Origin of the sequence: Sorangium sp. So ce375, from assembly GCF_051473855.1 — a bacterium.
Taxonomy (GTDB): domain Bacteria; phylum Myxococcota_A; class Polyangia; order Polyangiales; family Polyangiaceae; genus Sorangium.
In genome coordinates this window covers 1,289,542-1,315,266 of record NZ_CP150335.1, presented here as the reverse complement: position 1 = coordinate 1,315,266, position 25,725 = coordinate 1,289,542, and the positions used below count along the sequence as shown (strand labels likewise).

The following is a 25,725-nucleotide window of genomic DNA, read 5'->3' as shown; positions in this document are numbered from 1 at the left end:
CGCGTGCCCCTCCGGTAGAGCGCCGGGAGGCGCGGCCCGGACGATCGGCACAGGAGAGACCATGCGCATCGCGCTCACGCACAACCTGAAGATCACGAGCTCCGCCGAGGAGGCCGAGTTCGACAGCCCGGAGACGATCGCCGCCATCGCCGGCGCGCTCGAGCGGGCCGGGCACGAGGTGGAGCGGATCGAGGTCAGCGGCCCGGCCTCCCGGGTCCTCGCGCGGCTCGAGGCGCTCCAGCCGGACCTCATCTTCAACACGGCCGAAGGGCACAAGGGCAAGACGCGCGAGGCGTTCTATCCGTCGCTCTTCGACGAGCTCGGCATCCCGTACACCGGCTCCGACGCCTACACGCTGAACGTCGCGCTCGACAAGTCGCTCACAAAGCGCGTCCTCGCGAGCTACGGCGTCGCCACCCCGCGCGCCCGCTTCGTCAACCGGACCACCCTCGAGAGCGGCGCGCTCGATGACATGAGCTTCCCCGTCATCGTGAAGCCCAATTTCGAGGGCTCCTCCAAAGGGATCTTCCGCGAGTGGAGCGTCTGCGAGGACGCGCACCACCTCGCCGAGGTCGTCGAGCGGCAGCTCGCGCGCTTCGAGGCGGGCCTGCTCGTCGAGCACTACATCGCCGGCATCGACGTCGCGTGCGCCTTCGTCGACGGGCTCAAGGACGCGAGCTCCGCGCGCTCGAGCGGCACCGGCACCCCCGAGGGCGTCCTCACCCCGATCGAGTTCGTGATCGATCCCCAGGTGCCGGGCAGCTACAACGTGTACGACTTCAACCTGAAGCACGCGAAGCCCGAGCACGTGACGCGCCGGCCCGCGCAGCTCCCCGCGGCCACGATCGAGCGCATCCGGTCGCTCACGGCGCGCGTCGTGCGCGCCCTGGACCTCAAGGACCACGCCCGCTGCGAGTTCCGGGTCACGCCGTCCCCCTCGCGCAACCAGGGCGACGACGTCCACTTCCTCGAGGTCGACGGGCTGCCCACGCTCCAGCCGGGCGCCAGCGTCTTCGTCGCCGCGGCGCAGCGCGGCGTCGACTTCGACGGCGTGATCCGGGCCATCGTGCGGAGCGCCTGCAAGCGGCGGGGGCTCCTGCCGCTCTTGGAGAGCAACCAGCCGCGCCGGGCGAAGCGGACCACGCTCCGCGTCGGCTTCACCTACAACATGAAGCGGAGCGACACCGCCGCGGGCGACAAGGCGGGCCCCGGCGCGATGCACGACCTGGAGGCCGAGTTCGACTCGCCGCGCACGATCCAGGCGATCACGAGCGCCATCGAGAGCTACGGCCACACGGTGGTCCCGCTCGAGGCGACCCCGGACCTGCCGCGCGCGCTCGCGGCTTCGGGGGTCGACGTCGTCTTCAACATCGCCGAGGGGCTCCGCGGCCGCGGCCGGGAGGCGCAGGTGCCGGCGCTCTGCGAGCTGCTCGGCATCCCCTACAGCGGCTCGGACGCGACGACGCTCTCGCTCGCCCTCGACAAGGGCCTCACGAAGCAGATCCTGCGGGCCGCCGGCATCGAGACGGCCGAGTGGCAGGTGGTCACGACAGGGCGCGAGAAGCTGAAGCCGTTCCGCTACCCGGTGATCGTCAAGCCCAACGCCGAGGGGACCTCGAAGGGGATCACCTCCGCGTCCGTCGTCAAGGACGAGGCCGCCGCGCGCGCCGCGGCGAAGCAGCTCGTCGATCGCTACCACCAGCCGGCCCTCATCGAGGAGTACATCACGGGCCGCGAGTTCACCGTGGGCCTGCTCGGCGAGCGGCGGCCGAAGGTGCTGCCGCCGATGGAGGTCGTCTTCGTCGACCCGCCCACCTACCCCGTCTACGGCTACGACGAGAAGCAATCGGACACGCCGCGCGTGCGCTTCGAGTGCCCCGCGCAGCTCACGCCGTCGGAGCTCCGCCGCGTCGAGAAGGTCGTGCGCGACACGTTCGCGGCCCTGGCGTGCCGCGACGTGGCCAGGGTCGATCTGCGCATGGCGAAGGACGGCAGGGTGTACGTCATCGAGATCAACCCGCTGCCCGGCCTGACGCCCGACTTCAGCGATCTCTGCGTGATCGCGAAGGTGGCGGGGATGGATTACCGGATGCTGATCGGCGAGATCCTGGCCGGCTGCCTCAAGCGCTACCGCGACGCCCGGGCCGCCGCGGCGCCGCGGCCCGCGTTCACCGCGGCGGCGCCTGCGGCGAGCGCCGCCGCGCCCTCCGCGAGCGCGGCGGTCGCCTCGCCGGCCGCCGACCCGGGCCCGCTGACCGCGCCCGGCCCGGCGCTCGGCGGGCCCGCGCCGCTCCCGCCGGACAGCGCGCCCCTGTCCGACGCGGCCTCGGTCGCGAACCGCGAGGTCGCCGGCCCATGAGCGCGCCCTCGACCGCGCTCAGGCGCCCTCGGCTGCGCGATCTCGGCGTCGCGATCGGCCGCTTTCCGACGGGGCCGGAGAACGCGATCACGGACGTCGCCGGAGTGCGGGTCCACCACGTGACAAAGATCGAGGGCCAGGGCGAGCTCGTCCCCGGCATCGGCCCGGTGCGCACGGGCGTCACCGCGGTCCTGCCGGCCGACGGCGACGTCTTCCTCGATCGGGTGTTCACCGCGAGCTACGTGCTGAACGGCGCCGGCGAGGTGACCGGCCTCTCGCAGATCAACGAGTGGGGCCTCTGCGAGACGCCGATCCTGCTCTGCAGCACGCTCTGCGTCGGCCGCGTCCTCGACGCGAGCGTCGCGTGGCTCTCGCGCCGGCACCCCCAGATCGGCAAGGAGTACGACGTCGTGATCCCGGTCGTCGCCGAGTGCGACGACAGCTTCCTCAACGACACCGTGGGGCGCCATGTGACGCAGGCCGACGTCGACGAGGCGATCGACAACGCCCGGGGTGGCCACGTGGAAGAGGGGTGCGTCGGCGCCGGCACGGGCATGCAGACGTTCCACTTCGCGGGCGGGATCGGCACCTCGAGCCGCTCGGTCCCCGTCGGCGGGGTCGACGCCGTCGTGGGCGCGCTCGTGCTCTCGAACTTCGGCGATCGCGAGCTGCTCCGCGTCGATGGGGTCCCGGTCGGGCGGCTCATCAGCGACCGCTTCAACCACGTCCCGCGGCGGGGCCCCGCCGGCTCGATCATCGTGCTCGTCGCCTCCGACGCCCCCCTCATCCACCGTCAGCTCGCGCGCCTCGCGCGGCGCGCCGCGCTCGCGATCGGCCGGACCGGCGGGTACGCGGCCAACAACTCCGGCGAGATCGTCCTCGCCTGGAGCACCGCGAACCGGGTCCCTCGCATCGCCACGGAGCAGTGGAGCGCTCCCCGGTCGAGCCGCTCGCTCAGCGTTCACCCCCTCGCGCCCGGCCGGCACATGGCCGAGCTCGTCCTCGACACCGAGCTCGACGCGCTCTACGAGGCCACCGTCGACGTGGTGGAGGAGGCGATCCTCAACGCCATGTGCGGCGGCGTCGACATGACCGGCCACAGCGGACACCACGCGCCCGCCCTGCCGCTCGACGCCGTGGCCGAGGTCCTGAAGCGCTACCGCCCCCCCCACCCCTCCGATCCGCCGTCCCGCTTCTAGCGCAGCGGCCCCCTGCCCTCTTGCCCACGCCCCGCAGGGCGACGCTCACTCGGGATCACCGTGGAGGAGCCACTCGTGCGCGGCGTCCTCGTCCCAGAACCGCCGGAGGACCTTGTCCGTGCCGCTCTCGCGCGCCACGCGGTTGAGCTGGAGGGCGACGATGTCGCTCTCGATGATCTCGGCGACGCGCATCACCCCGAGCTCCAGACCGAACTCCTGGACGGCGCGGATCTTCTCCGCCACGTCGGGAGCCATCGGCCTGAACCCCCGAACATCGGCCTTGATCTTGATCTCCCGGCCCTGGAGGCTCTCGCACGCCTTCCTCAGCTCGCTGACGAAGTTCTCCATCTCCTCGAGGCGGACGCGCCCCTCGAGGACGAAATCCACCATGGCGGTCATCCGGTCGACTTTAATCTCGAACACGTTGAGAGACCTCCTGCCGGTTCCCGAAGGGGCGGGATGGGGCCGCGTAATCATACTCCGGATTGCGCAAGGACGAGCCTCGGGATCGCGACGCTCGAGCGGCAACGATGCTGGCGGTCCGCGGTGGGAGGTCAGGGCTGGGGTCGCCGACGCTTCACGCCGCGCGCGGCTCGCCGACGCGGGCCTTGCCCTGTCCGCGCCGCACGGCGATCGCCTGCTCGTAGATGGTCGTGTACCGCGAGAGCAGGGTGGGCCACTGCCGCTCCTTGAGGATCCACGCCCGCGCGTTCTTGCCGACCTGATCGAGGCGCGCTGGATCCTTGAGGGCCTCGACGCACCGCCTCGTGAGGTCGACGCTGTCGCCGGCCTTGAAGACGAACCCGGTCTCGCCATAGCGGACGAGCTCCCCCATCGCCGGGACGTCGCTCACCATCACGGGCCTGGCCATGGCCATCGCCTCGAGCGGCTTCAGCGGTGTCGTGAGCGCGGTCGTCCGGGTCCGGATGCGCGGATAAACGAGCAGGCTCGCCATCGCGTAGATGTTGAACACCTCGTCGTGCGGCACCCGCCCGGTGAAGGTCACCTTGGACTCCACCCCTCGCTCGCGGGCGAACGCCTTGAGCTCCATCTCCTGGCCGCCGGCCCCGGTGATCACGACGTGCGCGTCCGGGATCTCGCGCGCGATATCGCCGATCGCCGCGATGAGCGTCTGGAGCCCCTCGTACGGCTGAAAGGTGCCGACGTAGCCGATGAGCCTCTTCCCGGCGAGCCCGAAGCGCTCCCAGGCGCCGGGCGGGGCCTCCCGCGGCGCGAACTTGTCCGCGTCGACGCCGTTGCCCACGACGTGGAGCGCGTCCGTGCTGCGCACCCGAGGAGCGACGGCGTCCTTCAGGCTCTCGCAGATCGTCACCGTCGCGTCCGCGTACTTGTAGACGATCGTCTCGAGGCCGGCCGCGATCTTGTAAGGCACCGAGTCCTCTTTGAATTTGCCCCGGTCGACGGAGGCGTTCTCCCAGAGATCGCGCACCTCGTAGACGAGCGGCAGCCCGAAGCGGCGCGCCGCCGCGAGCGCCGGCAGCCCGACGAGCATCGGCGAGTGCGCGTGCACGAGATCGGGCTGGAACTCCCGAATCGCGTCCTCGACGCGCGCCTCCAGCGCCCGGACGAGCGAGAGCTCTCTGACCAGCGGCAGCTGCTTGCCGGCGGGCTCGCGCGTCCTCCAGTACGAGATGCCGCCGATCTCCTCCTTCGGCGCGTCCCCCGTCCCTTGCTGCGCCGAGGTCACCACCGCCGGACGCATCCCGTGCTCGGCCTGATGCTTGATGATGTAGTCGCTGCGGATCGTGTACCCCGCAATCACAGGCAGCGACGTATGAAGAACATGGAGCACGCGCAAGAATCACCACCCTTGTTTATGGTGCGTCGCGCAGCCTACCCGAGGCCGTCCCGACCGTCACCAAGCTCCTCCACGCGAGACGTGGGCCGAGCAACGTCGCTCTCGACAGCGCCGCGGCGTCCACGGTGAGCGGCGGGCGGGCCGAGAGCCTAGCTCTCCGCTGCCCCGTTGCGGTACGCTCCGCCGCCGCATGACCCTCAAAATCGCGATCGTCGGCTGCGGCAAGATCGCCGACGGCCACATAGAAGAGATCCAAAAGATGCCGGAGCGGGCTCGGGTCGTCGCCGTATGCGACCTGGAGCTCCTGATGGCCGAGCAGATCGCGGTGCGCTACGGCATCCCGAGCCACTACGACTCGTTCGACCGGATGCTCGACGTCGAGAAGCCCGACGTCGTCCACATCACCACCCCTCCGCAGTCGCACCTGTTCCTCGCGCGGCGAGCCATCGAGGCGGGCGCCCACGTCTACGTCGAGAAGCCGACTGCGCTGAACCTCGCGGACGTGCGGCGCCTCATCGAGCTCTGCACCGCCGCCGGGAAGAAGATGACCGTCGGCTGGGAGTACCAGTTCGATCCCCCGGCCGTCGAGATGCGCAGGCTCGTCGGCGAGGGCGTGCTCGGCGATCCCGTCCACGTGGAGAGCTGCTTCGGCTACAACCTCGCCGGCCCCTTCGGCACCGCGCTCCTCGGCGACGGCTCGCACTGGGTCCATCGCCTCCCGGGCAAGCTGTTCCACAACAACATCGATCACCTGCTGAACAAGGTCGTCGAGTTCGTGGACGACGAGCAGCCGAAGGTCACGGCGACCGCCTACGCGCTGAGGGAGAAGCGGTTTGGCGACGCGCGCGACGACATGCTCGACGAGCTCCGCGTCACGGTGCAGGGCGCGCGCGTCAGCGCCTACGGGACCTTCTCCTCGCACGCGCGGCCGCCCGGCCACTTCCTCCGCGTCTACGGCACGAAGAACACGCTCCACGTCGACTTCACGAGCCGCACGGTCACCCTCGACGCGTCGCCGAAGCTCCCGAGCGCCATCGGGCGCGTCGTCCCGGCCTTCGATCAGGCCCTCTCGTACCTCCGCGAGGGAGGCAAGAACGTCGTGCGCTTCGCCCGCAGCGACTTCCACTTCTTCTCGGGGATGAACCGCCTGATCGGGCTCTTCTACGACAGCATCACGCGGGGCGCGGAGCTGCCCATCTCGTACCGGGACATGATCCGGGTCGCGTGGATGATGGATGAGATCTTCCGGCAGGTCCCGCAGGAGAAGGCGCGCACATGAAAGTCCTTGTCACCGGCTCGAACGGCTTCCTTGGGTCGGCCCTCGTCGACCGGCTGCTCGCCCACGGCGAGACCGACCTCCGCTGCCTCGTGCGCCCCGCGAGCAACCGCTCGCGGCTCGAGGCGATCGAGAAGCAGCGGGGCGTCCCCCTCGAGATCACGGTGGGCTCCCTCGCCACGAAGGAGGCCGCCGAGCGCGCGGTCGAGGGCGTGGACGTCGTCTACCACGTGGCCGCGGCCATGGGCGGCGCGCCCGCGGACATGTTCCTGAGCACCGTGGTCGCCTCGAAGAACCTGCTCGAGGCGCTCGTCCACACCGGCCGATCACCGCGCGTCGTCCTGGTCAGCTCCTTCGGCGTCTACGGCGTCGCCGACCTCCCGCGGGGGTACATCGTCGACGAGAACACGCCCCTCGAGACGCGGCCCGCGCAGCGCGATCTCTACTCGCAGGCGAAGCTCCGGCAGGAGAAGCTCTTCTGGGAGTACCAGGCGCGCTACGGCTTCCCGCTGACGGTGCTCCGCCCCGGCGTCATCTACGGCCCCGGCGGCAACGCCTTCTCCAGCCGCGTCGGGATGAGCCTGTTCGGCGTGTTCCTGCACCTCGGCGGCCGCAACCTCCTCCCGCTGTCGTACGTCGACAACTGCGCGGAGGCGATCGCCGTCGCGGGCCGGAGCGACGTCGCGCGGGGGCAGGTCTACAACGTCCACGACGACGACCTGCCCACGGCCGACGTCTACCTCGCCCGCTACAAGCGCGAGGTGAAGCCGCTCCGATCGCTGACGGTGCCCTACTTCGCCCTCGCGGGGATATCGAAGCTCGTCGAGCGCTACCACGCCTACTCGAAGGGGCAGCTGCCGGCCATCTTCACGCCCTACAAGAGCGCGACCTCGTGGAAGGGGAACCGGTTCGACAACACGAAGCTGAAGGCGCTCGGGTGGAAGCAGCTGGTCCCTACGGAAGAGGGCATCCAGCGGACGTTCGCGTACCTCAGGGAACGCGCGACATGACGGGTCGGCGGTCGCTGGCGTCGCTCGCGCCGCTCGGGCTTTCGCTCGGCCTCGCGGGTCTCCTCGCCGGCTGCGAGCGGCGGCAGACCCCGGGGCCCCCGCCGGTCCACAGCGGCGAGGGCACCCAGTCCGCCGCGGCGGCCCTCGCGGTCGCGGCGCCGCGCTTCGAGGCGCCGCCCGCGCCGCCGGCCACGCCGACCCAGGGGCACCCGAGGCTCTGGGTGCGCGCGGCCGATCTGCCGAAGCTCCGGGCGCGCGCCACGCAGGCGAACCCCATGTTCAAGGAGCTCGCCGCCGTCACGGCCGAGGCCGTGGCGGCGATGGACAAGGGCCAGATCCCCTCCGAGGGCGACTGCGCCCACGACCGCGTCTACTGCGAGGCGCACGCGGAGCTGTTCGCCTTCATGTCGCTCGTCTCGAGCGACGAGGCGGCCCGCAACGACTACGCCGCCCGCGCGCGCAAGATCCTGCTTTACATCGTCGATCGCGCGAGCAAGGGAGATCCCAAGGATCCCTTCGTCCGCAGGTTCTCGACCGGCGACCGCGCCCGCTGGGCCGGCGAGGCGTTCGGCCTCACGGTCGACTGGATCTACGGCTACCTCTCGCCTCAGGACAAGGCGGCGATACGGCCCGTCTTTCTCCGCTGGGCGGAGGAGCAGCTCAAGTCGTCGACGACGAGCCACGATCACCCCGAGCCGGTCGGCAAGCTGAACGACGCGGCGATGCTGAAGGAGCCGAGGAAGCGCAGGTACGCCGTGAACAACTACTTCACGTCGCACATGCGCAACCTCACGCTCCTGTCGCTCGCGTTCGACGAGGCGGACGACCCGCCGGATCCGAAGCCGAGCGGCACGTACCCGCGGCTCCGGGACTACTTCGCCAACGTCACAGGGGCGTGGCTCTACATGACGGACAGCGTCCTGCGGAACGACGCGCGCGGCGGCGCGCCGCCGGAGGGCTTCCAGTACGGCCCCGCGACGCTGGCCTACGTGAGCGAGACGCTGCTCGCCATCCAGACGGCCGGCGAGGCCGATCCGGCAAAGTGGGGCCCGCAGGTGCACCTCGACGGCAACCCGTTCTGGCACGAGTTCATCCCGGCCCACCTCCACAGCCTGAGCCCCGCGACGGCGGCCGCCCGGCTCGGACCGACCCAGGAGGCCGCGTGGACGGGGGACGGGGAGCGCTACGAGTACCAGGACCACATCGACCCGTTCGCGGCGCTCGGCCTCCACGCCGAGAACAGCGGCAACGCCGAGCGCCTGAACGCGCTCCGCTGGATGGCGATCCACACGAGCCCGGGCGGCGCCGCGGCCCTCGCGCGGCGCGCCCGCTCGCAGTTCGGCCAGGTCCACAAGCGGCACTCGATCCTGTACTTCCTGCTGCTCGACCCGGCGGTCACCCCGACCGACCCGCGCCCCTCGATCCCGCTCACGCACTTCGGCCCCGGCCTCGGCCAGGTCTTCGCGAGGACGAGCTGGGGGCCCGAGGCGACGTGGCTCCAGTTCCAGCTCGGCTGGGAGCAGATCGACCACCAGCACGGCGACGGCCTCAGCTTCGGCTTCTACCGCAACGGCGAGTGGCTCACGAAGGAGCGCGTCGGGTACGGCGCCTTCATGGCGAACTCCGAGCAGCACAACACGCTCACGGTCGAGAACGACAGGAACCGCCGCTACGACGACCCGAACCGCGGCGAGCTCTGGAGGCGCGGGTCCCAGTGGCCGCTCGTGCACACGGGCGATCCCCGGCTGCTCGCGAAGAGCTTCGCGCAGGACTACGTCTACGTCCTCGGCGACGCCACCCCGCTCTACAACTCCGAGTACGAGAACATCGGCGACGTCAGGCACGTCAGCCGCTCGCTCGTGTGGCTCAAGCCGGATCACCTCGTCCTCTACGACCGCGCCGCGACGGGCAAGGAGGGGCGCTTCAAGCGCTTCTTCCTGCAGACGCCGAGCGACGCGCAGGTCGCGGGGAAGCTCGCGACGGTCACGACCCCGAAGGGGCAGAAGCTCTTCGTGACCACGCTCCAGCCGGAGAGCGCCGTCGTCGCGGCCGAGCCGTACAAACCCACGGGCACCTGGGACACGAAGCCGGCCGAGGGCGAGCCGATGCGCGCGACCCTGCGGATCGAGCCGCCGGCGCCGATGCCGAAGGACGCGCGCTTCTTGCACGTGCTCCAGGGAGCCGCCGGCAACGCGGCGGCGGATCCGGCGACGCTCGTGCGCACGAAGCAAGGGACGCCGTTCGCGGGCGCTGCGGTGAAGGGCACGCTTGTCCTGTTCCCTGTCGACTTGGGCGCCGTGTCCGAGGTGCGGTTCACCACGCTCCCTGGCGTGACGAGGCACCTCGTCACGGGGCTCTCCCCCGGCGCGTCGTACGACGTGATCAGGAAGCCCGCGGCCGGCGGCGACGAGATCACGATCCGCTCCGGCTCGACCGCCAAGGCCGACGAGGGCGGCGTCCTCGCGTTCTGAGCGGCTGAGCGTGATACGCGGTCGATCCACGCGGGCGCGCGGGCGTCGACGCAGGCGCCGCGCCTCCGGTCGGCTTGTCCTCGGCGCGGCGCGCTGCGATAATCCATGTTCTCTGCTCGAGTCCTGTACGGAGATACCATGAGCAAGAAGCGACTCGTCTCTGCCGGCGCATTCCTCGTCGCGCTGGGTGCCCTGTTCATCCCCATCGAGGGCACGGCGCCGGCAGCTACCGGCCGCATCGTGAAGGCGGGCTCGCTCGATCTGTCGGGCTTCTCTAGCGCCCGGCCCGGTACCCCGCTGGATCTCCTGTTCATCCACCACTCGTGCGGCGGCCAGCTGCTCACGGATCCGGGCGCCGAGAAGGAGAAGGCGTCGTGCGTCTACGAGGCGCACCCGAACGGCGGTGGGCTCAAGAAGAAGCTCGCGGAGCAGGGATACCGCGTCCACGAGGCCTCCTACGGCAGCGAGATCGGTGACAAGACCGATCTCTTCGACTGGGCGCCGAAATTCCGCGACAAGATGGACAAGGTGCTCCGGGTCGCGCTGAACGACCAGATGCACCCGGACGGCGTGGTCAACCGGATCGTCGTCTTCAAGTCCTGTTATCCCAACAACCGCTTCGTCGGCGAGGGCGCCGCCCCCGGCAACCCGGCCGGCCCGGATCTCACCGTCTGGAACGCGAAGGCCACGCTGACGGCCATCCTGCCCGACCTCGCGAAGCGGAAGGACACGCTGTTCGTCTACGTCACCGCCCCCGCCAACATCCTCAAGCGCTCGAAGGAGCCCGCCTGGAAGTGGACCGCGAAGCGGCTCCTCGGGAAGCCCTCCGACGCCGAGATCGCGCAGCGCCAGGCGGATCTCGCCCGCTCGTTCAACAACTGGGTCAAGTCGCCCGAGGGCTGGCTCAGCGGCTATCCGGAGAAGAACGTCGTCGTCTTCGACTACTACGACGTGCTCACGAACAAGGGCGAGTCCAACTTCTCGCTGTACGGCTCGGAGGGGAACACCGACCACCACCCCTCGAACGAGGGCAACGCGAGGGCCGCGGACGAGTTCGTCCCGTTCCTGAACCAGGCCGTGCGCCGCGTGGGCCTCAGCACGTAGCACCGGGAGCCCGGCCGCTCCGCCGGGTGGCGCGAGCGCAAGTCGCTTGACGCGAGCCGCGATTCTCCGGAACGTCCCCCTCCACCCGAACGGCGTCTTCGCCGAGGACCCTCGCCATGCTCGCGCTCCCCGGGGTCATCCTTCTCATCATCTTCATCTACGGCAGGCCTCAGGAGTGGGACGAGCGCTTCGAGAACCTGCCGTTCCTGTACCTCTGGCTCGGCCTCGCCTTCATGGGCATGGGCTTCGACCTCGCCATGGGCAAGGTCAGGCTGAAGGCGACGCCTCAGCTCCGGTGGGCCATCGTCGTCTACCTCTGGTGCGTGTTCACGCTCGGCTTCCGGAACCCCGCCGAGTTCTCCGAGGGCTTCGTCTCGATCAGCGTGACGTTCGTGCTCTTCTTCCTGATCGGGCACAGCGCCGACGGCTTCAAGGGCTTCCAGAAGCTCGCCTCCACGGTGCTCGTCATGGGCCTCTTCGTGGCGGGCGTCGCGGTGCACCAGGGGTTCTCCCCGTCTCAGTGCCTGGCGGTCTCCCAGACCATCGGGGGCTCGCGCGGCGAGTCGGGCATCCCTGACGGCCGGTCCTGCGAGCTCCGCGTGGACTGCCGCGAGGGGCCGGGCGCCGATCCCGAGGTCGAGTACCTGTGCGAGCGCGTCGGCCTCTTCAAGACGTCGACGATCAACGGCCGCGTTCGCTGGCGCGGCGTGCTCCAGGATCCGAACGAGCTCGCGCTCACGTCGGGCATCGTGCTGCCGTTCAGCTTCGCGATGTACGAGCAGAAGCGCTCCTTCCTGCGCGCGCTCCTCGTCTTCGGGTCGCTCCTCCTGATCGCGACCGCGATCATCCTCACGCAGTCCCGGGGCGGCCAGCTCGTCTTCGCGACGGTGCTGGGCGTCTACTTCGTCAAGAAGTACGGCATCCGCGGCGCGATCTTCGGCGCGATCTGCGCGGCGCCGCTCATGATGCTCGGCGGCCGCGGCGGCGACGAGGCCGACGAGTCGGCGGGTGAGCGCACGGAGATCCTGGGCGAGGGCCTGATTATCTACCGGATGTTCCCGCTGATGGGCGCGGGCTTCCGCCAGTTCACGGAGCACCACTGGCTCACCGCGCACAACGCGTACCTCCTCGCGCTCTCGGAGCTCGGCCCGCTCGGGATGTTCGCGTGGACGGCGATGATCTACCTCACCCTCAAGATCTCGCTGGTCGCGCTCAAGCGATACGAGCACGGCGCCCAGTTCGCGACGATCCGCGCATGGGCCATGGCGATCATGGCCGGGTTCTGCGGGATGATGGTCGGGATCTTCTTCCTCTCGTTCACCTACCACTACGTGCTCTGGATCTACTTCGGCCTGGCGGGGTCGCTGTATTGCGCCATCAGGAGCGTCGATCCGAGCTTCTCGATCCAGCTCGAGAAGCGCGACGTCTACCGGCTCATCCTGGCCGACCTCGGCCTGGTGTTCGTGATCTTCTTGCTGAGCAAGAGGCACTAGCTGCCGCGGGGGGCCGCCCGGCTCCGCAGAGAGGGCGCCATGACGCGCCGAGCCATCGCGGCCGCGACGCCCGCGCTCGGAGGCGCGGGCGCCCGCTCAGCGCCCGAGGCCGAGGACCATCACGAGCGGCGTCTTCACGATGATCGAGAGCTCCATCTGCAGGAACGTCGAGAGCTTCTCGAGCGACGCGGCGTACGCGAGATCGAAGAGCAGCTTCATCCGCATGTCGTCGGCCTCGGCCCCCTCCGCCTCCTCGAGGCCGAACGGGTTCGTCAGCGTCGCCTCGAACGCGGCGACCTCGCTCTCCGCCGGGGCGCGGCCGGTATACCCGAGCGACACCTGCGCGAGCCCCGTGATGCCCGGCTTGATGTCGCGCATCCGCTCCTCGAAGAAGGGAATGGCGAGCGCGAGGTTGACGAGCAGCTCGGGGCGCTCGGGGCGCGGCCCCACGATGCTCATGTCGCCCATGAGCACGCTCCAGAACTGCGGGAGCTCGTCGAGGCGCGTCTTGCGCAGGAAGCGGCCGACCCGGGTGATGCGCGGGTCGTCCTGCTGGGCGAGCACGGGCCCCGTCATCTTCTCGGCATCCACGCGCATGGAACGAAACTTGCGCATGTGAAATTCGACGAACCGCGGGTAGCTCACGCCGTCCCGCACTTCCGTGCCGATGAGCATCCCGGCACGCCGCTGCATGTAGAAGATCGGCCCGGGCGACTCGAGGTAGATGGCCGCGCCGATGAGGGGGTAGAGCGGGAGGGTCAGCGTGAGACCCACGAGCGAGCCCGCGATGTCGATCGCACGTTTCGCTACACGAACGCCAGGTGTCACTGTTTACCTTGTGGCTCCCATAGTCGAGAACGTGGTAGGGTACAAGCTCGGATGGAGGTTTGGGCGTGATCCGACTCCGCGTACCAGGTTCGTTGACCTATCGCCACCTCGCTCTCCGCGTGGTGGCGGCAGCATGCAAGATGTCCGCGCCTGGGAGAGTCGAGGGCGGGTCGCCCGGCCTCACCCAGGAGGATTTCGAGGACCAGACCGTCTCGGCGTTCGGCGAGGCGTTCAACAACATCGCGATTCACGGATACCGCGCTGGCCCGCCGGGCGATGTCGACATCGAGATCGAATCCGACGCGGACGGCATTATCATCCGCTTGATGGACACGGGTTGCAGCTTCGATCCCGCGGCCATCGACAACCCTCCCATCGATGACCTCCCCGAGTCCGGGATGGGACTTTTCATCATCAAGTCGTTCATGGATGAGGTCGACTACTGCCCCGGCAGCCCGAATGTCCTCCGTCTTGTGAAGCGGAGGGACGGCAGCTCGTGTATTGCCGGCGACGGGGGCGAGGGCAGCAGCGAACAAGAGCATTCCGATGCCGATTTCGCCGAGGCGACAGGGCATCGGACGAGCAGTTTTCGAATGCGGAGCGTCTCCCGCTCGGGCGCGACCCGCGCCGCAGGGGGAATCAAAATCCAATGAGCTATACGCGGACCGATAACGGCAGTGAGACGGTCGTGCAGTTCGAGGGGACCCTCGACGCAGTGACCGCACCGGAGTTCAGGACATTGGTGGACGAGCTCGTGGCCGAGAACCGGCAGAGCATCACGCTCGAGCTCTCGTCCCTCCGGCTGATCGACAGCTCTGGCGTCGGCGTCATCGTCTCGCTGTTCAAGCGGGTACGGGCCAACGGCGGCCAGGTGCGCATCGTGGGGCTGCGGGATCAGCCGCGCGCCATCTTCCGCCTGCTGCGCCTCGATCGGGTGTTCCCCACGTGATGCTCGGTGGCGGCGCGCTCGCCGCCACCCCGGCCCCCCGGCCCACCCGTCGACAACGGCTGCAGCGGCGGATATCGCCCGGACGGTGTCGCGCGGATGGTCGCGCGGCCGGAGTCGCCGGGACGGTGTCACCTGTCGCCACGGTGCTGGTTGCGCGTGTTGCGCATGTTCAAGGCGTGTTAGGCGTGGGGTTGCGCGCGGCGGTCGCTGCCGGGTGCAACAAGCTGGCGCTCGGGCGTCGCACGTCTACCATAGGCAACCAGCCTGCCTGACCGGGGTGCGCGTTCTCCGGGCCGGGCGGAGCAAGGCAACCTTCGAGGAGCGGGGACCATGGACAAGAAGATGAACCAGCTGCCCTCCGGGCCTACCCCGCCCCAGGAGGCGCTCGGGGCGATCCCCGTCGATGCAGCGGCGCGGCCCGCGGGTCCGCAGCCGCCGAGCATCAGCGCGATGATCAACCGGACGCTGGCGCACTGGTATGTGGCGGTGCTGGTGGCGATCGTCGGGCTCGGGTTCACGGCGCTCGTCGTGCAGTCGAGGAAGCCCGCGTACCGCTCCGAGACCGTGATCTTCTACCGCGAGGGCGTCAAGGCGACGTACTTCGGGCCTGACGGGGGCGATCCGCTCCGCACCCTCTCCGCGCGGCTCAAGGAGACGCTGCTCGCGCGCTCGAACCTCGAGAAGGTCGTGACCGAGTTCAACCTCTTCCCCGAGGTCCTCGAGAAGCGGGGCATGGTCGACGCGGTCGATCGGCTCCGCGCCAAGATCACCTTCAAGGCCCGCTCGCAGGACACCTTCGCCATCTCGGCCGAAGGGGACACGCGCGAGCAGGCGCAGGAGGTGACGCAGCGGCTCGCGGACATCCTCGTCGAGGAGACGACGCGCATGCGCCGGTCGCAGGCGAAGCTGACGAACGAGTTCATCGACGCCGAGCTGAAGCGCGCCGAGCAGGACGTCGAGAAGGCCGAGGCCGACCTCGCGGCGTTCCTGGCCGAGCACCCCGAGTTCGCCGCCGAGCAGAACACCGCCGGCGGCGCCCAGTCCGGCGCCGCCGTCCGCGCGCAGGAGCGCCGCGCCACCGGCACCGACCCGACGCTGGAGGCCCTCGAGCGGCAGGCGCCCCGCCTGCGGGCCCGGCTCACCGGCAAGCCGGAGCAGGCGGCTACGGGGGGCGCCCCGGGGGTGCCCTCCCCGGCGCTCGTCCGGCAGCGGGATCAGGCCGAGCAGGAGCTCGCGACCGCGCGGCGGGATCTGGCCGACAAGCAGTCGCGCTTCACCGAGCAGCACCCCGATGTCCGGGCCGCGGCGTCCCGCGTGACCAACGCCGAGGCGACGCTGCGGCGCGCCGAGGCGGCGCTCCTCGTGCCGCCCCCGCCGGAGCCGGTGGTCGAGGTCCCCGCGACCGACGAGGCCGAGAAGGCGAAGATCAAGGCCCAGCTCGCCAAGATCGAGCGGGAGATCGCGGCGCGCAGGAGCGCGAAGATGGGGAACGCGGCCGACGCGAGCGAGACGGCGAAGCAGATCATCAACACCGAGACCGACTGGTCGCGGCTCACCCGCGAGAAGTCGCGGGCGCAGCAGCGCCTCTCCGACCTCGAGGGCAAGTCGTTCCGCGCGGAGATGGCCGCGAGCTCGGAGCAGGGCGGCTACTCGGCCCAGATCGAGGTGCTCGACCCTGCGTACCGGCCCAGCGCGCCGTCGAGCCCATCGCGGCTGCTCGTCGCCATCGGCGGGCTGTTCTTGTCCGTCGCGGCCGGCATCGCGGCCGCCGCGGCGCGTGGCATCGTGTTCGATGATCGGGTTTACGACATGGAAGATATCGATCGAATGGCGCTCGCTCCGGTGCTCGTCGTCGTTCCGGCCGCCACGCGCGGACCCCGAGGGCGCCGTGGCTGAGATAGGCGGAGCTGAGCCGGGAAAGCCCCCGCCGGTCGCTTCCCTGGAGCGGGCGCTCGATCAGGTGTGCGACTTCCTGAGTCGCGCGGAGCAGACCGCGCGGGTCCGCGCCCTCGTCATCGAGGCGCGCCGGCTCCGCAATGTGGTCGGCAACTGGCGATCGATCGCGCCGGATCCGGACGTGCGCGAGGAGATGATCGCCCGCGTCCTGCGCCTCGCGAACGACGCCGAGGACGTTGTCGCGGGGGAGCGCCCGAGCTCCAGCCAGGAAGACCCGAGCGCCGCGTTCGACTCCCCGACCATCCGGCAAGATCTGCCCCCTCCGACGCCCCTGCACCCGCAAGCGATGGGGTTGCGCCTCGGCGCCGCGCAGGCGCTGGGCGCTCCCCCCGGCGTGCAGCAGCCGCTCAGGGGGCCGTCGCCAGCGACGGCGCTCTTCCTCGGGGGTCCGACGGCGGACCACGGCGAGCTCCGCGCGCACCCGGGTGCCGCGACGGTGCTCGGCATGCCCGCGCCGGCGCTTCCGCCCGGCCCCGAGCGGCAAGGCTCGTCCCCCGCGGTGGCGCGCATCGCCGACCTGAGCGCCACGCTGAGCAGCCCTGGGCTCGTGTCGAGCGGCGGGAGGCAGGGGAGCTCGCCGGCGCTGCCGGTGCCGATCGAGCGGGTCATCGCCCCGCCGGCGCGCGACGTGGGGGTCCGGGACGCGGCGGCGCCCCCCGGGGGAGCGCCGCCCATGGAGCGCTCGTTCAGCGGCTCGTTCCACTCGCCTCCTTCGCTCGTCTTCGATCGCGTGGTGCCGCCCGCGGCGCGCGAGGTGACGGTGCGCGAGGTGCCGCAGCCGCACCAGGCGCCGCAGCCGCCCCCGCCCGAGAGGCCGATCGAGCGCTCGCTGACCAGCACGTTCTCCTCGCCGCCCTCGCTCATCTTCAACCGCGTGGTGTCGACGCCGGCGCAGCAGGCCGTGGACGCGAAGCTGCAGTCGCTGGATCCGACGTTCGAGGAGCCCCCGTCGCTGCACATCGAGCAGCTGCGCTCCCTGCCCAAGACGCCGGAGAACGCCGCGATGCTCCCGGAGGAGTCGCTGGGCGGGCCGGGCGAGATCACCGTGCGCCCCTTGCCGATGCCGGACGCCGCGGCTCCGAACATCGTGATGCTCCACGCGCCCTACTCGCCCCAGGCCGACGCCTACCGGACGCTCCGGCGCAAGCTGCCGACGGGCTCGGGGATCACGATCGCCGTGACGAGCGCGGGGCCCAGCGAGGGCAAGACGTCGTGCGCCATCAACCTCGCGCTCGCGCTCCGCGAGACCGTCCGCGGCAAGATCCTCCTCGTCGAGGCGAACATCCGCAAGCCGGGCATCGCGAAGGCGCTGCGGTTCGAGCCTCCGAGCTGCTTCACCGAGCAGCTCCAGCGCCACGTCAACGACCGGTTCGCGCCCTGGGTCGTCGTCGAGCAGGCGGCGCCGGCGCCCGCCGTGGCGCCCAGCGACGACGGCGGCGAGTCGTCGGACAGGAACGCCGCGCCGATGGGCGGCAGGTCGCCCGACCCGAGGCTCTCCCTCCAGACGCCCGTCCACATCCTGGCCGTCGATCCGCGCACGGAGCGGCCGCCGATCTTCGACGGGGTGGCGTTCTCGACCGCGATCGAGAGCCTCAAGCGCGCGGGCTACGCGTACATCATCATCGACACGCCGCAGGTGCTCGGCAACATGGACATGAACGTCATCGGCGACTCGGTGGACGGCGTGGTCCTGACCTCGCTGGTCAAGAAGTCGACCCGCAAGGCGATCCGCCAGGCCATCGAGCAGCTCCGTCCGGCGCCCATCCTCGGTGTCGTCCTGCTGGACTCCTGAGCCGCCGGCGCGCAGCGTTCGCCTCCCCGCGCCGAAAGGTCGGGGAGGCGTAGCCGCGCGCCGGATCCATTGTTACCTTGCAGCCCTCATGGGCTCCGGACGAGGTATTGCGGTCGCGGCCTTCGGCTGCGCGATCCTCACCCACCACGACGCCCGAGCGCAGGAGGCTCACCTCCAGGGCGTCTTCACCGGGTCGATCGGCATCACCGACAACGCGAACTCCACGGCCGAGCCTCAGGACGGGGCGCCCGGTCCCGAAGCCGACGGCTTCGGGACCGCGAGCCCCGGCCTGATCTTCACCTACGCGACGCCGCGGATCGCGCAGACCCTGTCGTACACGTTCTCGACGAGCTTCTTCTTCCGCCACTTCGAGGCGAGCTCGTACTCGAACACGGCCATGTGGTCCGGAAGCTTCGTCACGTCGCCGAGGACCTCGCTGTCGCTCGGGGTGAGCGGAACGCAAAGTCAGCTCAACACGTTCCAGCTCGAGCAGACGCCGGGGACGACGACGCTCCAGGGAACCGGGGGCGGAACGACGCTCTTCGTGCAGGGGTCGTTCAACGAGGGGTTCTCCTTCCGGGCCTCGCCGGTGTGGTCGCTCGGACAGAGCGCGACGTTCAGCGTCTACTCCCCGCTCCAGGATCGCCCGCCGCGCACGTACAGCGCGGGGAACACGCTGACCGCGCAGCGCACCTTCCGCCACGACACCGCGTCGCTCGCGCTCTCGGTCGGCTACACCCATTTCGACAACGTGCGGGTCACCGGCACCGATCCCACGACCGAGACGTATACGACGCGCGACCAGCTCGTCAGCACGCTCGTGGCGAGCTGGCAGCACGACCTCGGGCGTCGCTTCTCGAGCCAGCTCGACGTCGGCGGGACCATCGCGACGGACCTGATGGGCGACGCCGGGTCGCTCGCTCGTCCAGCCGGGCTCGCGGCGCTGCGCTACACGCACGACCGGGGCGAGGCCGAGCTCGCGTACACCTACTCGGCCTCGCCGAACGTCTTCCTGCAGCAGATCCAGCTCTCTCATTCGCTGTCGCTCCGCGCCGCGGCGCCCGTCCGCCCCGCCTGGCACCTGTCGGTCGAGGGCTCGGCCGGCGCGCAGCTCTCTCAACCTCTCCAACCGAACGCGGAGGGGGAGCTCGATACCGGGCCGACCACGATCGGGGTGCTCACCGACGTCGCGCTCCTCTGGAGCCCGGTCACCGTCATCCCGGATTTCGCGCTCGCGCTCCGGTATCAGCACACGAACCAGCGCGAGCGCTCCGACACGCAAACCGTTCGGAACGCGCTCCTCCTGTCCGTGTCGGGCGGGTTTCCGCGACGCGCGGTGCCAGGCTCGCGCATCTCGATGACCCAGCCGTTCGGCTCTGCGGGCCCTGCCGGCGCGCCTCGCCAGCAGGCGGCGCCGAGCGAGCCGCAGGAGGACGAGGCGCCGCCGTCTGCTGGCGCAGGCGACGCCGCCCGCTGAACGCGACGGGGGCGCTCCTTAGCGGCGGCGGGAAACCCTCCCCCGGCGCGCTCAAGGGCGCCGCGGGGCCCGTCACCAGGGGCCCCCCCAGGGGCGCCGCCGGGCCCGTCACCAGGGCCCCCAGGGGCGCCGCCGGGGCGCTCAGGTGCGCCGCGCGAGGAGGAAGGCCCTGTCGTCCTCGGGCAGCTGATCGCCGCGGAACTCCTCGAGCATGTGCGTGAGCTTGTCGGCGATCGACGCGACCGGGCGGCCAGCGCTGGTGGCGCAGAGCTTGGCGAAGCCCGTACCCAGCGCGTGCAGGCCGAGCATCTGCTTCGACGAGTTGCGCAGCTCGGTGAGGCCGTCGGTGTACATCGCGAGCACCTCGCCCGGCGCGAGCACGCTCTGGTGCGCCTCCATCGGCACGGGGCCGACCCCGAGCGCCGGGTTGACAGCCGCCTGGAGGTGCCGCAGGCCGCCCTCCGCGGTCGCCACGAGCGCCGGCGGGTGCCCTGCGTTGACGCACTCCATGCGGCCCGTCGCGGGGTCGAGGGCGACGGCCACCATCGTGACGAACGAGTGCTCCGGCAGGTACTCGCAAAGGTAGGCGTTCAGCCGGTCCATCATGCCCGTGATCCCGCGGCCGGCGTCGACCGTCGCGCGCACCATCGTGTGGACGCTCGATCCGATGAGCGCGGCCTGGAGCCCCTTGCCGCAGACGTCCGCCACGGCGAGCATGAGGCGGCCGTCCGGCATCGGGACGATGTCGACGTAGTCGCCGCCGACCCAGCGGCACGGCTCGAAGCCGAGCGCCACGTCGAGCGCCTTGAACTCCAGCCGCTTCGGGACGAAGGTCCGCTGGATCTGGTGCGCCATCTCGAGCTCGCGCTCGATCGCCGCGTGCGCCTGCGCGTGGCGCCGCGCCTCCCAGGCCGACTCGGCCTGCTGATAGACCTCCGCCGCGAGCGCGATGAGCCCGAGCCACTCGACGCTGCCGAAGTCGGGCGGCAGGGTCACGTAGAGCAGGTTCATCATCTGCTCCTCGACGCGCAGCGGACAGGCAACGACCCAGAGGGCCATGACGTCGCGCGACATCGTGAGCTCGACCGTGGCGCTGTCGCTCACCAGGTTGCCGGCAAGCACGGGCTCGCGCGTGTCCTGCACCGCCGCGAGCACGCGGCGCGAGATGTACGGCGGGGCGACGGAGTCCTCGCGCCGGAGCGACTGGAACGGGCGGTGCGGCCCGGACAGGATCGTCAACGGGCCGTTCTGCCGGAGCCGCAGCGCGAGCGCCATGCTGCCGTGGAAGTCCTCGCGGACCATCAGCTGGCAGAGCGCGTCGAACCGATCCGTCGCGTCCTCGATGCTGAGGAGCCGCCGCGACAGGTCCATCAGGGTGAACAGGTGCTTCGCGGCGATCCGCGGCGGGTCGAGCTCGCCGAGCTTGCGGATCGCGGTCGGCTTGTCCTCCTCGAAATGGAGACCGCCCGGGTCTATCGGGACGCGGGGGGCGCGCGCCGTGAGCTGGAACTCGAGGATGTAGTCGCCGATCCCGATGCGGTCGCCCGGCTTCAGCACCTTCTCGTTGATCCGCTCGTCGTTGACGAGCGTTCCGTTGGTGCTGCCGAGATCGCGGATCCACCACCGGCCGAACGGATCGCAGAAGAGCTCCGCGTGGCGCCGGGAGACCGTGTAGTGGTCGAGCGTGAGCTGCACGCCCGGGGCCCTGCCGATGACGATGTGCGACTCCGTCAGCGGCCGCCGCGTCCCCGGGAGATCGCCGAGCCGGATCTCCAGGTGGCCCTTCCAATCCGAGCTCGACGGCGCAGGGCCCAGGTTGTCATCTGCAGGCGACATCGTTCGACCTGGCCCGACCATGGGCGGCGGCGTGGACATGGACCGTCTTCGATGGGTACCGAACCGGCGCCCTGACATCAAGGGGATGCTCGCGATTTCGCGAGCACGGCAAGAGTTGCGTCGGTTGCGTCGGTCGCGAGATTACGCGGTTACGCGGGTACGAGGGTACGCGGGTGCGAGATCGCGACGACCCGCGAAGGCTCCCCGCAGGTGCCGAGGAATCACCTGGCGCTCCTCCGCGGCGCCTGCGGGCGCCACGGGCATCGCCGCGGCGCGCCGCCCACAGCGCGGGCATTGAACGACACGCCGCGGCGCCGGCGGCGACGAAGCAAGGTGAGGACGCCGCCGGGGTGCCTGGTCCCTTGTCACAAGCACCGCCGGGCTGGCGTGCCGCGCCTGCCCGCGCCGCACGAGGCGCCCTCGGTCAGGCCTTGACCACCTTGGGGTTCACCGCGCGGTAGACGCCGCGGGCATCGACGATCAGGGCGGCGTGGTTCAGCACCAGATCGTAGTCGACAACGGAGTGATCGGTGACGATCATGACCGCGTCGTGGCTCTTGAGCGTGTCCTCGTTGAGGGGGACGGACGAGAGCTCCGGCAGGTGCGGCCAGGTGCGCATGCGCGGCAGCTTGGGCACGTGCGGGTCGTGGAAGCTCAGCACGGCCCCGAGCTTGCGCAGGAGCTCGATGATCTCGAACGCGGGGCTCTCGCGCGGGTCGTCGATGTCCTTCTTGTAGGCGACGCCGAGCAGCAGGACCTTCGTGCCCTTCAGCGCCTTGCCGCGCTCGTTCAGCGCGAGCTGGAGCTTGTTGACGACGTAGTGCGGCATCTCGACGTTCACCTCGCCGGCGAGCTCGATGAACTTTGTGGACACGCCGTACTCGCGCGCCTTCCACGCGAGGTAGAACGGGTCGAGCGGGATGCAGTGGCCGCCCCAGCCCGGGCCGGGGTTGAACCGCATGAAGCCGAACGGCTTTGTCGACGCGGCGTCGAGCACCTCCCAGACGTCGATGCCCATGGCGTCGTAGACGACCTTGAGCTCGTTCACGAGGGCGATGTTGATGGCCCGGAAGATGTTCTCGGTCAGCTTCGCCGCCTCGGCCGCGCGCGCCGAGGAGACGGCCACGACGCGCGCGATCGCCTGCGAGTAGAGCGCCTGCGAGAGGACCAGCGACGCGCGATCGACGCCGCCGACGACCTTCGGGATGGTCGCGGTGCTGTGATCGCGGTTGCCCGGGTCCTCGCGCTCGGGCGAGAAGGCGAGGTAGAAATCCTGCCCCATGCGCAGGCCCGATTGCTCGAGGATGCCCTTGACGAGCTCATCGGTGGTGCCGGGATACGTGGTGGACTCGAGGACGACGAGCTGCCCCTTCCGCAGCCGCTCCTTGATCTTCTGGGCGGAGCCGACGACGTAGCTCATGTCGGGCTCCCGCTGGGCCGTCAGCGGGGTCGGGACGCAGATCAGGATGGCGTCGGGCTCGCCGAGCCGCGAGAAGTCCGTCGTCGCCTCCAATCGGCCCGTCTTGGCTGCCGCCGCGATGCGCGCGGGATCGAGGTGCTTGATGTAGCCTTTCCCCTCGCTGAGCGCGGTGACCTTCGCCGGGTCCACATCGAAGCCCAGCACGCGGAAGCCCTTCTCGATGAACGTGAGCGCCAGCGGCAGGCCGACATAACCCATGCCGATGATGCCCACCTGGGCTTCGCGGGAGTTGATCTTGGCCAGGAAGCTCTCGACCGCAGGGGGATGCGTCTCTGCCATTTCCTTTTATCTCCAGTGGTGGAGGGGAGCCGCCATGCGGATCCCGACCCAGTTTCTAAGAGAGGGGCCCGACGCTACCACAGGGCCTCCAGTTTCGCTCGAGTGTCGCGTGAGGCTCCAACGTTGGGCGGAGGAAAGGTGCTCCTCCTTGCGCTGGTTGCGCTGGTTGCGCTGGTTGCGCTGGTTGCGCTGGTTTGTGTGGGTTACGCCGGTTGAGCTGGTTGAGCTTGCTGCGCTCGCCGCGCCTCGCTCGTCACGCCGGCGAGGGTGATATTCAGGAGACCCCTTAACGGCGGCGGCGGACCGCTTCGCGGGCGAGCTGGAGGAAGTCCCGTGATGCCTGCCGCGCGATGGCCAGCGCGGACACGACGAAGGCGAGCCCACCGACCAGCACCTCGGCACCAAGGCGGAACCCTCGGGGCAGATCGTGGTGGAACGACCGCATTCCGTAGCGGACCGCGAGCACCGCGGCGACCATGGGCAGGCACGCGGCCAGCGGGCGGACCAGCGGCCGCAGGAGCCGCATGTACGGGACGCCGTCGGCGCGCTTGACCACCCAGAGGCTCGCCAGGGCGTGCACCCCGAACGCCACGCCGACCCCGGCGCACGCCCAGAGCACGCCGCCGAGCATTCCGAGCAGCGCGATGCTGCCGACGATCGCGGCCACCTTGAGCCACTCCAGGACCATGATCGTCCGCGTCCGGCCGTAGACCTGCATGTACGAGGACATGACCCAGCCGATCGGGCGCGTGACGCCGAGCGCCGACAGCACGGCGAGGAGCGGGCCAGCTGGCTCCCATGCATCGTTGAAGAAGGTGTCGTCGAGGATCGTCGGGGCGACCGCGCCGAGGCCCACGGCGAGCGGGAAGATGAGGAGCGAGAGCAGCGTGAGCGCGCGGACGAGCGCGGCCTTGCGCTGCTCCGGCTCGAGCTTCGAGAACGACGGGACGAGCACGTCGCCGATGCGCTCGCCGACCTGGGAGGCCGGGATGTCGGCGAGGTTCCACGCCAGGTTGTAGAGCCCGCCGACCTGCTCCCCGAAGAGGCGGATCATGACGAGGTTGTCCCACTTGGAGGCCCCGAAGTTCGCCAGCGACCCGAAGTTGAGCGGGATGCCGAAGGCGAACAGCTCGCGCGCCTTCTCGCGCGACAGCGGGCTCGGCGTCAGCCACTCGGCGAGCTTGACCGCCGGGACCGTGGTGATCACGCGCACGACGGCGCGCATGAGCGTCGCGACGACGATCGCGTTCCCCCCCCACCCGAGCATGGCGAGGGAGACGGACGCCGCGGTGTAGGTGAGCTCGCCGGCGGCGTTCCGGAGGCTGACGCTGCGGAAGCGCATCTCGCGGATGAGCAGGCGATCGGGGATGTACCAGAGCCGATCGATGAACATCGCGACGATGAGCCCCGGCATGAACTCGAGCATCCCGGGCGCGCCGACGAGGCGCACCGCGATCGGCTCCCGGAAGAGGTACACGGCGGCGATGGCGATGAGGCCCGCCACGTGGAAATAGACGGTCGCGTTGAAGACCATCTGGCGGTCGAGGTTGGGCCTCGACGCGATGAACTGGCCGGTCCCGAGGCTCGACAGGAAGTGCGCCGTCATGATGACGACGGACGCCGCCGACACCTCGCCGTACACATCCGGCGCGATGAACCGGGTGAGCACGAGGGTGCCTATCAAGCCGAGCACGCGGGAGCCGAGCCCGGTCGCGATCGTCCAGACCGCGCCGAGGACAGCCTTTCGGGCGAGCGCCGAGGAGCCGGCCACGATCAGGGCACGAAGACGGTATCGCCGGCCTTGAGCACGAGATCCTGCTCGGGCCGCTTGCGCGAGGCGATTTCGTCGTAGTTGATGGGGATGTGCCGGAACTTGCCCGGGCTATCCATGCGGATGAGCAGGATCTGATCCGTCGAGGCGAACTGGTTTGGACCGCCGGCGAGCGCGAGCGCCTCGGAGACGGACACGAAGTAGTTGGCGTTGAAGATGCCGGCGTGGGCGACGTTGCCGCTGACCACGAACCGGTAGCTGTTGATCCCCGTCACAGCGACGGTGATCACGGCGGTCTCGTCCTTCACGAACTCGGCGAGCCGCTTCTTCAGCTCCTCGCGCACCTGGGTCGGGGTCCTGCCGGCCACGTAGACGTCGCCGATGAGCGGCATCGTGATGACGCCGTCGGCCCTGACGAGCGCATCGCTCGAGAGGTCGGCCATGCGCCATACGTTGATCCGGATCTGGTCCCCTACCCCGATCGTGTATTCGTGCTTACGAGGATCGAACTCCTTCGCGTAGTTCGCTGGATTGTAGACGTACGTGGGCGCGCACCCGGCGGAGAACGCGGCGAGGGCGAGCCCTGCCGCTACCGTCAGAAGCACTCCTCTCATGAAGGACCGTTT

19 protein-coding genes are annotated in these 25,725 nt (G+C 70.2%); 12 read left to right on the top strand and 7 right to left on the bottom strand.

The genetic code is table 11. The features are described from left to right. Positions 1 to 61 precede the first annotated feature (61 nt). Together WME90_RS05055 and WME90_RS05050 are read left to right on the top strand one after the other, a co-directional pair. Positions 62 to 2,359, top strand: a complete 2,298-nt coding sequence (locus WME90_RS05055; RefSeq protein ID WP_437279926.1) for a D-alanine--D-alanine ligase family protein — start codon at positions 62 to 64, stop codon at positions 2,357 to 2,359. Then, positions 2,356 to 3,558 carry a P1 family peptidase gene (locus WME90_RS05050; protein WP_437279925.1) on the top strand — a complete coding sequence of 401 codons (1,203 nt, stop codon included), beginning with the start codon at positions 2,356 to 2,358 and terminating at the stop codon, positions 3,556 to 3,558. The genes WME90_RS05055 and WME90_RS05050 overlap by 4 nt, the downstream gene beginning before the upstream one ends. 45 nt (positions 3,559 to 3,603) lie before the next feature. Here the strand turns inward: WME90_RS05050 and WME90_RS05045 are convergent, their stop codons facing one another. Further along, positions 3,604 to 3,981 carry an STAS/SEC14 domain-containing protein gene (locus WME90_RS05045; RefSeq protein ID WP_437279924.1) on the bottom strand — a complete coding sequence of 126 codons (378 nt, stop codon included), beginning with the start codon at positions 3,979 to 3,981 and terminating at the stop codon, positions 3,604 to 3,606. Between the two features lie 154 nt (positions 3,982 to 4,135). After that, on the bottom strand, positions 4,136 to 5,371 hold the full coding sequence (locus WME90_RS05040; RefSeq protein WP_437279923.1) for a glycosyltransferase: 1,236 nt from the start codon (positions 5,369 to 5,371) through the stop codon (positions 4,136 to 4,138). Between the two features lie 196 nt (positions 5,372 to 5,567). Here WME90_RS05040 and WME90_RS05035 point away from each other — a divergent pair, with 196 nt between their 5' ends. From WME90_RS05035 to WME90_RS05015, 5 genes are all read left to right on the top strand, one after another. After that, on the top strand, positions 5,568 to 6,656 hold the full coding sequence (locus WME90_RS05035; RefSeq protein WP_437279922.1) for a Gfo/Idh/MocA family protein: 1,089 nt from the start codon (positions 5,568 to 5,570) through the stop codon (positions 6,654 to 6,656). After that, positions 6,653 to 7,663 (top strand): NAD-dependent epimerase/dehydratase family protein, encoded by a 1,011-nt coding sequence (locus WME90_RS05030; RefSeq protein ID WP_437279921.1) that lies wholly within the window; start codon positions 6,653 to 6,655, stop codon positions 7,661 to 7,663. Before WME90_RS05035 ends, WME90_RS05030 begins: the two co-directional genes overlap by 4 nt. Beyond that, positions 7,660 to 10,134 (top strand): hypothetical protein, encoded by a 2,475-nt coding sequence (locus WME90_RS05025; protein ID WP_437279920.1) that lies wholly within the window; start codon positions 7,660 to 7,662, stop codon positions 10,132 to 10,134. The genes WME90_RS05030 and WME90_RS05025 overlap by 4 nt, the downstream gene beginning before the upstream one ends. Positions 10,135 to 10,272: 138 nt before the next feature. Further along, positions 10,273 to 11,238 carry a hypothetical protein gene (locus WME90_RS05020; protein WP_437279919.1) on the top strand — a complete coding sequence of 322 codons (966 nt, stop codon included), beginning with the start codon at positions 10,273 to 10,275 and terminating at the stop codon, positions 11,236 to 11,238. A gap of 116 nt (positions 11,239 to 11,354) precedes the next feature. Further along, positions 11,355 to 12,731: an O-antigen ligase family protein gene (locus tag WME90_RS05015; protein ID WP_437279918.1), complete on the top strand. Its 1,377-nt coding sequence runs from the start codon at positions 11,355 to 11,357 to the stop codon at positions 12,729 to 12,731. 96 nt (positions 12,732 to 12,827) lie between these two features. On the opposite strand, the gene WME90_RS05010 is transcribed toward WME90_RS05015, so the two are convergent. After that, on the bottom strand, positions 12,828 to 13,559 hold the full coding sequence (locus tag WME90_RS05010) for a sugar transferase (RefSeq protein ID WP_437279917.1): 732 nt from the start codon (positions 13,557 to 13,559) through the stop codon (positions 12,828 to 12,830). 92 nt (positions 13,560 to 13,651) lie between these two features. Here WME90_RS05010 and WME90_RS05005 point away from each other — a divergent pair, with 92 nt between their 5' ends. From WME90_RS05005 to WME90_RS04985, 5 genes are all read left to right on the top strand, one after another. Then, a complete protein-coding gene (locus WME90_RS05005) occupies positions 13,652 to 14,212 on the top strand; it encodes an ATP-binding protein (RefSeq protein ID WP_437279916.1) in 561 nt (186 codons plus the stop codon). Further along, entirely contained in the window at positions 14,209 to 14,508 is a 300-nt protein-coding gene (locus WME90_RS05000) for an STAS domain-containing protein (protein WP_437279915.1), read from the top strand. Before WME90_RS05005 ends, WME90_RS05000 begins: the two co-directional genes overlap by 4 nt. Positions 14,509 to 14,838: 330 nt before the next feature. Next, the gene (locus tag WME90_RS04995) at positions 14,839 to 16,404 is read left to right on the top strand and encodes a GumC family protein (RefSeq protein WP_437279914.1); all 1,566 of its coding nucleotides are present in this window, start codon (positions 14,839 to 14,841) and stop codon (positions 16,402 to 16,404) included. Further along, positions 16,397 to 18,256, top strand: a complete 1,860-nt coding sequence (locus WME90_RS04990; RefSeq protein WP_437279913.1) for a hypothetical protein — start codon at positions 16,397 to 16,399, stop codon at positions 18,254 to 18,256. The genes WME90_RS04995 and WME90_RS04990 overlap by 8 nt, the downstream gene beginning before the upstream one ends. Positions 18,257 to 18,344: 88 nt before the next feature. Further along, complete coding sequence (locus WME90_RS04985; RefSeq protein ID WP_437279912.1) at positions 18,345 to 19,733, top strand: hypothetical protein; 1,389 nt, start codon at positions 18,345 to 18,347, stop codon at positions 19,731 to 19,733. A gap of 141 nt (positions 19,734 to 19,874) precedes the next feature. Here WME90_RS04985 and WME90_RS04980 read toward each other — a convergent pair whose 3' ends face one another. The 4 genes from WME90_RS04980 to WME90_RS04965 form a co-directional block, all read right to left on the bottom strand. Beyond that, positions 19,875 to 21,569, bottom strand: coding sequence for a SpoIIE family protein phosphatase (locus WME90_RS04980; protein WP_437279911.1), 1,695 nt, complete (start codon positions 21,567 to 21,569; stop codon positions 19,875 to 19,877). A gap of 424 nt (positions 21,570 to 21,993) precedes the next feature. Then, complete coding sequence (locus WME90_RS04975) at positions 21,994 to 23,328, bottom strand: nucleotide sugar dehydrogenase (protein WP_437279910.1); 1,335 nt, start codon at positions 23,326 to 23,328, stop codon at positions 21,994 to 21,996. A gap of 286 nt (positions 23,329 to 23,614) precedes the next feature. Then, on the bottom strand, positions 23,615 to 25,099 hold the full coding sequence (locus WME90_RS04970; RefSeq protein WP_437279909.1) for an oligosaccharide flippase family protein: 1,485 nt from the start codon (positions 25,097 to 25,099) through the stop codon (positions 23,615 to 23,617). A gap of 2 nt (positions 25,100 to 25,101) precedes the next feature. Beyond that, positions 25,102 to 25,713: a polysaccharide biosynthesis/export family protein gene (locus WME90_RS04965; RefSeq protein WP_437279908.1), complete on the bottom strand. Its 612-nt coding sequence runs from the start codon at positions 25,711 to 25,713 to the stop codon at positions 25,102 to 25,104. Positions 25,714 to 25,725: the final 12 nt, after the last annotated feature.

Excerpts from the sequence above, each read along its gene's own strand:
- WME90_RS05055 (WP_437279926.1), top strand. The coding sequence starts at position 62 with ATGCGCATCGCGCTCACGCACAACCTGAAGATCACGAGCTCCGCCGAG.
- WME90_RS05050 (WP_437279925.1), top strand. The coding sequence starts at position 2,356 with ATGAGCGCGCCCTCGACCGCGCTCAGGCGCCCTCGGCTGCGCGATCTC.
- WME90_RS05035 (WP_437279922.1), top strand. The coding sequence starts at position 5,568 with ATGACCCTCAAAATCGCGATCGTCGGCTGCGGCAAGATCGCCGACGGC.
- WME90_RS05030 (WP_437279921.1), top strand. The coding sequence starts at position 6,653 with ATGAAAGTCCTTGTCACCGGCTCGAACGGCTTCCTTGGGTCGGCCCTC.
- WME90_RS05025 (WP_437279920.1), top strand. The coding sequence starts at position 7,660 with ATGACGGGTCGGCGGTCGCTGGCGTCGCTCGCGCCGCTCGGGCTTTCG.
- WME90_RS05020 (WP_437279919.1), top strand. The coding sequence starts at position 10,273 with ATGAGCAAGAAGCGACTCGTCTCTGCCGGCGCATTCCTCGTCGCGCTG.
- WME90_RS05015 (WP_437279918.1), top strand. The coding sequence starts at position 11,355 with ATGCTCGCGCTCCCCGGGGTCATCCTTCTCATCATCTTCATCTACGGC.
- WME90_RS05000 (WP_437279915.1), top strand. The coding sequence starts at position 14,209 with ATGAGCTATACGCGGACCGATAACGGCAGTGAGACGGTCGTGCAGTTC.
- WME90_RS04995 (WP_437279914.1), top strand. The coding sequence starts at position 14,839 with ATGGACAAGAAGATGAACCAGCTGCCCTCCGGGCCTACCCCGCCCCAG.
- WME90_RS04985 (WP_437279912.1), top strand. The coding sequence starts at position 18,345 with ATGGGCTCCGGACGAGGTATTGCGGTCGCGGCCTTCGGCTGCGCGATC.
- WME90_RS04980 (WP_437279911.1), bottom strand. The coding sequence starts at position 21,569 with ATGTCGCCTGCAGATGACAACCTGGGCCCTGCGCCGTCGAGCTCGGAT.
- WME90_RS04975 (WP_437279910.1), bottom strand. The coding sequence starts at position 23,328 with ATGGCAGAGACGCATCCCCCTGCGGTCGAGAGCTTCCTGGCCAAGATC.
- WME90_RS04965 (WP_437279908.1), bottom strand. The coding sequence starts at position 25,713 with ATGAGAGGAGTGCTTCTGACGGTAGCGGCAGGGCTCGCCCTCGCCGCG.